Origin of the sequence: Arthrobacter agilis (assembly GCF_002953615.1) — a bacterium.
Lineage (GTDB): Bacteria > Actinomycetota > Actinomycetes > Actinomycetales > Micrococcaceae > Arthrobacter_D > Arthrobacter_D agilis_B.
In genome coordinates this window covers 351,559-359,806 of the sequence record NZ_CP024915.1, presented here as the reverse complement: position 1 = coordinate 359,806, position 8,248 = coordinate 351,559, and the positions used below count along the sequence as shown (strand labels likewise).

At 69.9% G+C, this 8,248-nt stretch carries 8 protein-coding genes, 3 tRNA genes and 1 pseudogene; 4 read left to right on the top strand and 8 right to left on the bottom strand.

Annotated elements, in window-relative coordinates; all coding sequences use genetic code 11:
* The 4 genes from CVO76_RS01755 to CVO76_RS01740 form a co-directional block, all read right to left on the bottom strand.
* On the bottom strand, positions 1 to 194 hold a 194-nt coding region (locus tag CVO76_RS01755), incomplete at its 3' end, for a hypothetical protein (protein ID WP_208740466.1).
* A gap of 255 nt (positions 195 to 449) precedes the next feature.
* Positions 450 to 522: transfer RNA gene (locus CVO76_RS01750), tRNA-Phe, on the bottom strand.
* 71 nt (positions 523 to 593) lie between these two features.
* Positions 594 to 667, bottom strand: a tRNA-Asp gene (locus CVO76_RS01745).
* Positions 668 to 754: 87 nt separating this feature from the next.
* Positions 755 to 827 (bottom strand) — tRNA-Glu (locus CVO76_RS01740).
* A 186-nt stretch (positions 828 to 1,013) separates the two neighbouring features.
* On the opposite strand from CVO76_RS01740, the gene CVO76_RS01735 reads away from it, so the two are divergent.
* The gene (locus CVO76_RS01735; RefSeq protein WP_244186151.1) at positions 1,014 to 1,385 is read left to right on the top strand and encodes a metallopeptidase family protein; all 372 of its coding nucleotides are present in this window, start codon (positions 1,014 to 1,016) and stop codon (positions 1,383 to 1,385) included.
* Positions 1,386 to 1,424: 39 nt separating this feature from the next.
* On the opposite strand, the gene CVO76_RS01730 is transcribed toward CVO76_RS01735, so the two are convergent.
* Positions 1,425 to 2,438, bottom strand: coding sequence for a universal stress protein (locus tag CVO76_RS01730; protein ID WP_208740465.1), 1,014 nt, complete (start codon positions 2,436 to 2,438; stop codon positions 1,425 to 1,427).
* A gap of 256 nt (positions 2,439 to 2,694) precedes the next feature.
* Between CVO76_RS01730 and CVO76_RS01725 the strand changes: the two genes are divergently transcribed.
* Positions 2,695 to 3,348, top strand: a complete 654-nt coding sequence (locus CVO76_RS01725; protein ID WP_244186150.1) for an FAD-dependent monooxygenase — start codon at positions 2,695 to 2,697, stop codon at positions 3,346 to 3,348.
* A gap of 30 nt (positions 3,349 to 3,378) precedes the next feature.
* Here the strand turns inward: CVO76_RS01725 and CVO76_RS01720 are convergent, their stop codons facing one another.
* The gene (locus tag CVO76_RS01720; protein ID WP_208740464.1) at positions 3,379 to 4,002 is read right to left on the bottom strand and encodes a copper resistance CopC family protein; all 624 of its coding nucleotides are present in this window, start codon (positions 4,000 to 4,002) and stop codon (positions 3,379 to 3,381) included.
* A 148-nt stretch (positions 4,003 to 4,150) separates the two neighbouring features.
* Here CVO76_RS01720 and CVO76_RS01715 point away from each other — a divergent pair, with 148 nt between their 5' ends.
* On the top strand, positions 4,151 to 5,602 hold the full coding sequence (locus CVO76_RS01715; protein WP_133080250.1) for an NCS2 family permease: 1,452 nt from the start codon (positions 4,151 to 4,153) through the stop codon (positions 5,600 to 5,602).
* Positions 5,603 to 5,806: 204 nt separating this feature from the next.
* Here CVO76_RS01715 and CVO76_RS01710 read toward each other — a convergent pair whose 3' ends face one another.
* Positions 5,807 to 6,607 carry a 3-hydroxybutyrate dehydrogenase gene (locus tag CVO76_RS01710; protein WP_208741665.1) on the bottom strand — a complete coding sequence of 267 codons (801 nt, stop codon included), beginning with the start codon at positions 6,605 to 6,607 and terminating at the stop codon, positions 5,807 to 5,809.
* 141 nt (positions 6,608 to 6,748) lie between these two features.
* On the opposite strand from CVO76_RS01710, the gene CVO76_RS01705 reads away from it, so the two are divergent.
* Entirely contained in the window at positions 6,749 to 7,651 is a 903-nt protein-coding gene (locus tag CVO76_RS01705; protein WP_133080248.1) for a LysR family transcriptional regulator, read from the top strand.
* Between the two features lie 73 nt (positions 7,652 to 7,724).
* Here CVO76_RS01705 and CVO76_RS01700 read toward each other — a convergent pair.
* Positions 7,725 to 8,248 (bottom strand): annotated as a pseudogene (locus CVO76_RS01700) (cation:proton antiporter); the annotation flags it as partial.

Genomic DNA, 8,248 nt, shown 5'->3' with positions numbered 1-8,248 from the left:
TCCTCGCCGCCCGCCGCTCCCTCCCCGGATCCGGCCGGAGCCGGCTCCTGCGGGGGCGTGGAGAGGAGAGTGGGCCCGGGCGACGGGCTGGCCGGCATGGTGAGCATGGTCTCGGCAGGGGCCGTCGCACCCTGGCTGCACCCGGCCAGGGCCATGGCGAGTGCCAGCCCGGGGACCGCATGCAGGAGTCTCACGAAGGCCCTTTCGTCTCGAGGGGTTGCCGGGGGTTCAACGCTTGAAAGCTCCACAAATATCCCAGGTGGTTCCCCTGGGCAACCGCAGGGTGCCCAGGGGGTACCGACCGGTCCGGACGGACCGGGCACGCCGGCCCACCGTTTCCGCTGCCGGCATCCGCCGTGATGCTACGGCTCGAACCCCGGCATTGGCTGGGAACATCGGGCGCAGAAAAAAACCCCGCGTTCCGTGGGGAACTGCGGGGTTTTCGGCGGTGGCTCCGACCGGCGTCGATCCGGTGACCTTTCGATTTTCAGTCGAACGCTCTACCAACTGAGCTACAGAGCCTTGCGACCATCTTCGCGATGATCACCGTATCCAGCCCGACCGGAATCCCCGAGGGGATCCGGCCGCCTGAGCGACCCTGACGGGACTTGAACCCGCGACCTCCGCCGTGACAGGGCGGCGCGCTAACCAACTGCGCTACAGGGCCTTGCTATCTTTCCTTGCCGTTTTGCAAGAGTTCCAGCCTACCAGCACTTTGCAGTGCGGTTGACCGCCCGTGAGGGCATCTCGTGCGTACCCCCAACGGGATTCGAACCCGTGTCGCCGCCGTGAAAGGGCGGTGTCCTAGGCCACTAGACGATGGGGGCCAGAACCACAGTTCGGGTTCCTGCGACCTTCCGGAGGGCTAGCTTTTCCGGCGGATCATTCCCTGTCGTGGACCTATAAAACTATAGGGGCAGATTCTCGATTACACAAAATCGGCGCCTCGGCGGCGTCACCCGACCCCTCGGTGCCCGTCCGGGGCGCGGGTGTGCGTTCTGTACGATCGGGTCGTGCCGTTCGAGATCCCACTCACAGAGTTCGAGGAAGCCGTCGACGACGCCATCGACCGGATCCCCGACGACCTCGCCCGCGCCATGGACAACGTGGCCATCCTCGTCGTCGAGGAGTACGAGCCCGGGCCCGGGGAACCTGCCGACACGCAACTGCTGGGACTCTACGAGGGAACCCCGCTCACCGAGCGCGATGCGTGGTGGGAGGCGGGGTCGCTGCCGGACCGCATCAGCATCTTCCGCGGACCCCTCATGCGACTCTGCGAATCCCGCGAGGAACTGGTGGAGGAGATCCTGGTGACGGTGGTGCACGAGGTGGCGCACCACTTCGGCATCGACGACGACCGGCTCCACGAACTGGGCTGGGGCTGAGGCCCGGCCCTGCCGCGGTCGGCGGTGACGGCCCGTGCGCTACCGGGTCGGCGCGATCATCGGCCCGAACGAGCTCCGGTCTTCGAGTCGCGGGTCCGCCTTGTCGGGGACGATCAGCACCGGACCCCGGGCATGGTGCAGGACGCCCTGGCTCGTGGACCCCATGAGCATGCCCGCGAAGCCGCCGCGGCCCCGCGTGCCGACCACGAGCAGCTCCGACGTGGCCGAGGCCTCGATGAGCACCTCGGCCGGCGGCCCGTCCACGAGGTCCACCCGGATGTCCAGGTCGGGGTAGTGGCTCTGGAGCCAGTCGCGTCCGGCAGCGAGCTGGACGGCGAGGTCGGCATGGAGCGCTTCCCGGTCGACGGGCGCGGGCACCCAGGCGAGGGAGCCGTTGAAGGGCGCGACGGAGCAGACGACCCGGAGGGCGAGCCCCCGCGACCGCGCTTCCTCGGCCGCGGCGAGAGACGCCATGCGAGCCTGTTCTGAACCGTCGACGCCGACCACGACCACGGGTTCCACCACGGCGGGCGGCTTGTCCTTGACGGACTTCCGGCCCAGTTCCGGATGCCCGAGGCGGGCTCCGGTGCAGACCGGGATCACCGCCGTCGGACATTTCGCATGGGCAGGCAGGGCGCTGCTGACGGACCCGAGGAGGCGGCCCACGAAGCCACCGCGCCCGCGGGATCCCACGACCATCAGTTCCGCTTCCTCGGAGAGGTCGAGCAGGACGCCGGCGGCATCACCCGTCTCGATCCGCGGATGCACATCCACCGTGATCCCATCGAGGTGCCCGAGCGAGTCGTCGAGCACGGACTGCGCGCTGGCCCGGATCACGTCGTCGTCCACGGTGGCGTAGCCGGCGTCCATGCTGGAGGCCGCGAAGACCGGGACGGTGTAGGCGGTCACGACGTAGAGCGGAGCCCTGCGGCGCTCGGCCTCCTGGGCGGCCCAGAGCAGGGCGCACGTGCTCTGGTCGGAACCATCGACGCCGACGACTATCCCGTGCTGCGCCAGCCCCTGCGACAAACCCTCTGTGTGCTCGCTGCCCACGGCAGGCCTCCTTCGGTCGCGTGTTCCGCCGCCCGAAGCGGCCGGTCAACCATTTGTAGCGCACCGCAGATCATCGGTCTATCCACGGTCTGAAAAGTTATATAGGCTTCGAAGACCCGTCGCGGAGGTAGGCTTCCGAGCCCTTTTCCCCCCGCGCGAAGTGCTCTTGGATGACCCGTTCGCAGCCAAGAGTCCGTACGGCCCGGAAGAGGCGCCGGGCCGTACGGGACCAATGCTTTCCAGTGGAGGTAACCCGGTGGATTCCTTGCCGCTCGACCCGGTCCGGTCTGCGTCCGCGATGCCCACGCCCGCGGAGCATACGAGCACCGTGGTCATCGGCTCGGGGCTGTCGGGACTCGCCGTCGCGAGCGAGCTGAGCCGCCGCGGCATCGATTCGATCGTCGTCGAGAGCCTCGAATGCTTCGACTCCGGCGCCATGCGGACGGTCATGACGGACTCCGTCTCCCTGTCGGAACGGACCGAACTCATGCGGCTCCTCCGCGGCTACGCGACGGCCCACCAGCTCGATGTCCGGCAGACCACCGTGGCGGAGAACCTGAGCATCATCGGGCATCCGAAGCTCATCAAGGGCCCCGTGGGGCACAAGAAATGGGCGGTGCAGACCGCCGACGGCGTGCTCCTCGCCGACCACGTGGTGCTCACCAAGTACCCCCAGAACGAACTGCGGAAGTTCCTCCGCTCCATGGGCATCGCGATCGGCAGGGACTTCAAGGCGGCCCTGCGCGCGATCGGCCTGCACCTCGTCGGCGTCGGCGAACTGCTGACGCCCACCACCCGGGAGATCGTCCGCCAGGCGAAACTCGTCAGCGACGCCATCGTGGCCCAGGGGCCGGCCGCCCTCAACCGGATCGCGCCGCCCCTCGCGGCCATCTCGCCGCTGGGGGCATAGCCCTTCCCTGCTGCCGCATGCCGGCCGGCCCTATTTGCCGGCGCCGAGCCGCTTGCGTGCCGTGACCGCGAGCGCGACGGCGATCGCCACGAGCGCCGCGACCATCAGGATGATGCTCCAGGGGAAGTCGCTGACGCCCGCCGTCTGCGTCTCGCCGGCCTGGGCCTCCTCCGTGTCCACCGGGCCGGCGGTGCTCACCGAGTCCGGTACCGTCGTCGAACCCTGCAGCGCGCTGAAGCCGAACGTACCCTCGATGGGATGCGAGTCCGAGCTCACCACGCGCCAGTTGACCGTGTAGCTCCCGGCCGGTGCGCCGGTGCGCAGGGGCTGGGTCGCGGTCCGGTCGACGATCTGCACGGGCCCGTCCGCCCAGTCCACGCCGGACTCGTCGAGGACCTGCACCTGGGCGCCGATCCCCGAGGGCACGTTCGAAAAGGTGAGTTCCAGGCTGGGGGGCAGGACGTCGAGGGTCGCGCCCTCCGCCGGGTCGGTACCGGTCAGTTCGTCGTGCGCGCTCGCTGCGCCGCCGGCACCGAGCAGCATGGCGAGTGCCAGCAGGACGGCGGAGACGAGCCCGGCAACCGCAGGGAGGGGACGACGCCCCGGCCGCAGGGTGGCCGGGTGCTGGGCGGGCGGGAGGAGGGAGGCAACCATGCTCCAACCCTACGCGGAGACCCTGAGGGGGCGCTGGGGACCCGGCAGCGCACCCGCCGGAGGGGCGCGTAACGGACGCAGGCTTCAGGCATGCCCGCGATAGAATGTATCGCGATTGCTCCCCGACCCTTCCGCCCTAGGATCCCCCATGCTCAAAACTGGTTCCGCGCTGGATCGCTACTTCGACATCACGCAGCGGGGGTCGACGTTCTCCCGTGAGATCCGCGGCGGCCTCGCCACCTTCTTCGCCATGAGCTACATCGTGGTGCTGAATCCGCTCATCCTCGCCGGCGCCGACTCCTCGGGCGGCGAGCTCGGCTTCGAACGCGTAGCCGCCGTGACCGCCCTCGTCGCCGGCATCCTGACCATCCTGATGGGCGCCTGGGCCAAGTACCCGTTCGCGCTGGCCACCGGGCTCGGCGTCAACGCGTTCGTGGCGATCACCGTCGCCACCAACCCGGGCCTCACCTGGCCGGACATCATGGGACTCGTCATGCTCGCCGGCCTCACGATGCTCGTCCTGGTGCTGACCGGATTCCGGACGGCCGTCTTCAACGCCGTCCCGGAAAGCCTCAAGACCGCGATCGTCGTGGGAATCGGCCTGTTCATCGCGCTGATCGGCCTGGTCAATGCCGGCTTCGTGCGCCGCGTCCCCGACGTCGCCAACACCACGGTGCCGGTGGGCCTCGGTTTCGGTGGAGTATTGATCGGCTGGCCCACCCTCGTCTTCGTCTTCGGCCTTATCCTGACCATCGCCCTCGTGGTGCGGAAGGTGCGCGGCGCCATCCTGATCGGCGTCCTCGCCGCGACGGTGCTCGCGGTGATCCTCGAAGCCCTGTTCGACGTCGGCGCCAGCGTCTCCCCCGGCCAGGAGCCGAACCCCGCGGGCTGGTCCCTCGTGGTCCCGGAACTGCCCTCCGGCACGTGGATCGGCGTACCCGACCTCAGCCTCGTGGGCAACGTGAGCCTGTTCGGGGCGTTCGGGCACCTCGGCGGCACCGCCGCCATCCTGCTGACCTTCACGATCCTGCTCAGCATCTTCTTCGACGCGATGGGCACCATGGTGGGGCTCGCCAACGAGGCCAAGCTCGTCGACGCCAAGGGCAACATCCCGGGGGTCGATCGCGTGCTCGTGATCGACGCGCTCGGCGCGGTGGCCGGTGGTGCCGGTTCGGTCTCGTCCAACCAGATCTACGTGGAATCGGGTGCGGGTATCGGCGAGGGTGCCCGCACGGGCCTCGCGAACGTGGTCACGGGACTGCTCTTCCTCCTCGCGATGTTCTTCACGCCCCTCATCAGCCTCGTGCCGTTCGAAGCCGTGGCACCCGCGCTCGTGGTGGTCGGCTTCATGATGGTGGCGCAGGTGGGCCGCATCGACTTCGAGGACTGGGGCGTCGCGATCCCGGCGTTCCTGACCTTCACGCTCATGCCGTTCACCTACTCGATCGCGAACGGCCTCGGCGCCGGCTTCATCGCCTTCGTGCTGATCCGCGCCATCCAGGGCCGCGGCCGCGAGGTGCATCCGCTGATGTGGGCCGTGGCCGCGGCCTTCGTGGTCTTCTTCGGCATCGGCCCCATCGAGGAACTCCTCGGCATCTGATCCCAGTGGGCGGTCGGTCGCTCCGGCGTCGGATCCGCCCGGTGATCGGGGCCGATCAGTGGGCAGGTCCGAACCTGCCCGCGCATCGAGCGCTCCGGGTGGGAGGAGCGACGACGGACCGCGCGACGACGGGTGGCGACGACGGCGGATGGGGGACCGCCGTCGTCGCTGTCCGGGGGACGGTCCTGCAGGTCGGTGCGCGGTTCAGCGCGCGGACCAGCCGCCGTCCATGACGTAGGACGAGCCCGTGACCATCCCGGCGTCGTCGCCCGCGAGCCATGCGACCAGCGACGCCACCTCCTCGGGTTCGACGAGGCGCTTGATCGCCGATTCCGTGAGCAGGATCTTCGAGAGCACCTCGTCCTCGCTGATGCCGTGCAGGCGTGCCTGGTCCGCGAGCTGGTTCTCGACCAGGGGCGTCCGCACGTAGCCGGGATTCACGCAGTTGCTCGTGACCCCGCGCTCCCCACCCTCGAGAGCCGTGACCTTGGACAGACCCTCCAGCCCGTGCTTGGCCGTGACGTAGGCCGATTTGAACGGCGAGGCGCGCAGGCCGTGGACGGAGGAGATGTTGATGATCCGGCCGAAACCCCGCTCGTACATCCCCGGCAGGGCCGCGCGGATCAGCAGGAACGGAACCTCGACCATGAGCTTCTGGATCCGGCGGAAATCGTCGGGGCGGAAGTCCTGGATGGCGCTGACCGTCTGGATGCCGGCGTTGTTGACCAGGATGTCCGCGTCGAGGGTCAGGTCTTCGAGGGCCGCGGTGTCGAGCAGGTCGACGGCCCAGGCCTCCCCCTCCAGATCCTGTGCCAGGGCCGCGGCGCCCTGCCCGTCGCGGTCGGCGACGACCACGGAAGCACCGCGGGCGGCGAGGCTGCGCGCGCAGGCCGCGCCGATGCCGCTGGCGCCGCCGGTGATGACGGCCCTCCGACCGCCGAGACTCCCCTCGGAACGACCGGCGGGCTGCGTGCCGGTCCTGCCCCCGGATCCGATGTAGGACATCGCCGCCGCTTCGTCGAGGCTCATGGCTTTCCTTCCGCGCATGCTCGGCGGGGCCGCTCCCCGCACACCACCTGAGTATTCCTGCACGACGGAGTGGGACCAATGACCACTTCGGCACGCCTACCCTGCGATACTGCACACATGGCCGCCCCGAACGCACAGGATCTCCTCGTCCTCCGGGCCGTCGCGCAGACCGGTCGCTTCACCACGGCGGCGGACAGCCTCGGTCTCAACCACACCACCGTCTCCCGACGGATCGCGGCCCTCGAGAAGGCCCTCGGCGGGCACGTCCTGTCCCGTGGCACGGGCGGCTGGGAGCTCACGGACCTGGGCAGGCGGGCAGCGGATGCCGCGGCGGGAGTCGCCGCGGCCGTCGCGCAGCTGGCCGGTGACGACGGCGGTGCGCTCACCGGCGTCGTCCGCATGAGTGCCACGGACGGCTTCAGCGCGTTCATCGCCGCCCCCGCCTTCGCGCGGCTCCGGGCCCGCAACCCGCGGCTGAGCATCGAGATCGTCGCCGCCACCCGCAGGGCCTCCCAGACGCGGACGGGCCTCGACTTCGAGGTGGTGGTGGGCGAACCGCAGGTGCACCGGGCCGAGGCCACGCGGCTCGGGGCCTACGTGCTCGGGCTCTACGCGTCCCGGGACTACCTGGAGGAGCACGGCACGCCGTCGGACCTGGCGGAAGTGGTCACCCATCCGCTCGTGTACTTCATCGACTCGATGCTCCAGGTGGACAGCCTCGACGCGCCACGGCGCCTGCTGCCCGCGATGCGAGATGCACTGAGTTCCACGAACGTGTTCGTCCACGTCGAGGCGACGCGGACCGGCGCGGGCCTCGGCCTCCTGCCGTGCTTCATGGCGGACCGGCATCCGGACCTCGTGCGGCTCCTGCCCGGACTGGTCGCCGAGCAGCTGGACTACTGGCTGGTGGTGCGTCCCGACGCGCTGCGTCAACCCGCCGTCGCCGCCGTGGTGGAGGCGCTGCGGGAGGGGACGCAGGCGCTGGAGCCGCAGTTGCTGGGCCGGTCGGGCGGGGTGTGATCGTCGTCGCGGCCGGCCTGCTCTTCCCGGATGTCGGCGACCGTGCACGCGTCGGGGCAGCACCCGGACGGCGCTAGGACGATCCGCCCCGCGGACGCAGCCGGGTCTCCTCGACGTCCAGGATGCGCTGCGCCTTCGCCAGCACGCGGGACGAGTAGGTGCCGCGTGCCCGCGCTGCCAAAAGCGCCTGCCGTTCCGCCTCGAGCACGGCCAGCCGGAGGTCCCGGTACTGGCGGTGCGGTGAGCGCACCAGCTTCTGCTCCGGCAGGCGCGCCTTCTCCCACTCGAATTCCGAGCGCATGCCGGTGTCGGTCCGCACCCGCTCCAGCACGTCCTCGTCCACCTGCACGTCCCCACCGACGATCTGCTGCGGGTCGTCCAGGATCCGCAGCCCCTCGGTGCGCAGCTCGTCGAAGAGGGTGGCGGATTCCTCACGGTCGGTGTCCGCGTCGATGCCCTCGATCTTCAGGACGCGGATGAGTGCGGGCAGGGTGCTGCCCTGCACCAGGAGAGTGGTGACGGCGACGGTGAACGCGATCAGCACGAGCTGCTCCCGGTAGGCGAACGACTCCGGCAGGGACTGGGCGGCCGCCAGGG

Coding starts and splice junctions, on each gene's coding strand:
- CVO76_RS01720 (WP_208740464.1), bottom strand. CDS start 4,002: ATGGTTGCCTCCCTCCTCCCGCCCGCCCAGCACCCGGCCACCCTGCGG.
- CVO76_RS01715 (WP_133080250.1), top strand. CDS start 4,151: ATGCTCAAAACTGGTTCCGCGCTGGATCGCTACTTCGACATCACGCAG.
- CVO76_RS01710 (WP_208741665.1), bottom strand. CDS start 6,607: ATGTCCTACATCGGATCCGGGGGCAGGACCGGCACGCAGCCCGCCGGT.
- CVO76_RS01705 (WP_133080248.1), top strand. CDS start 6,749: ATGGCCGCCCCGAACGCACAGGATCTCCTCGTCCTCCGGGCCGTCGCG.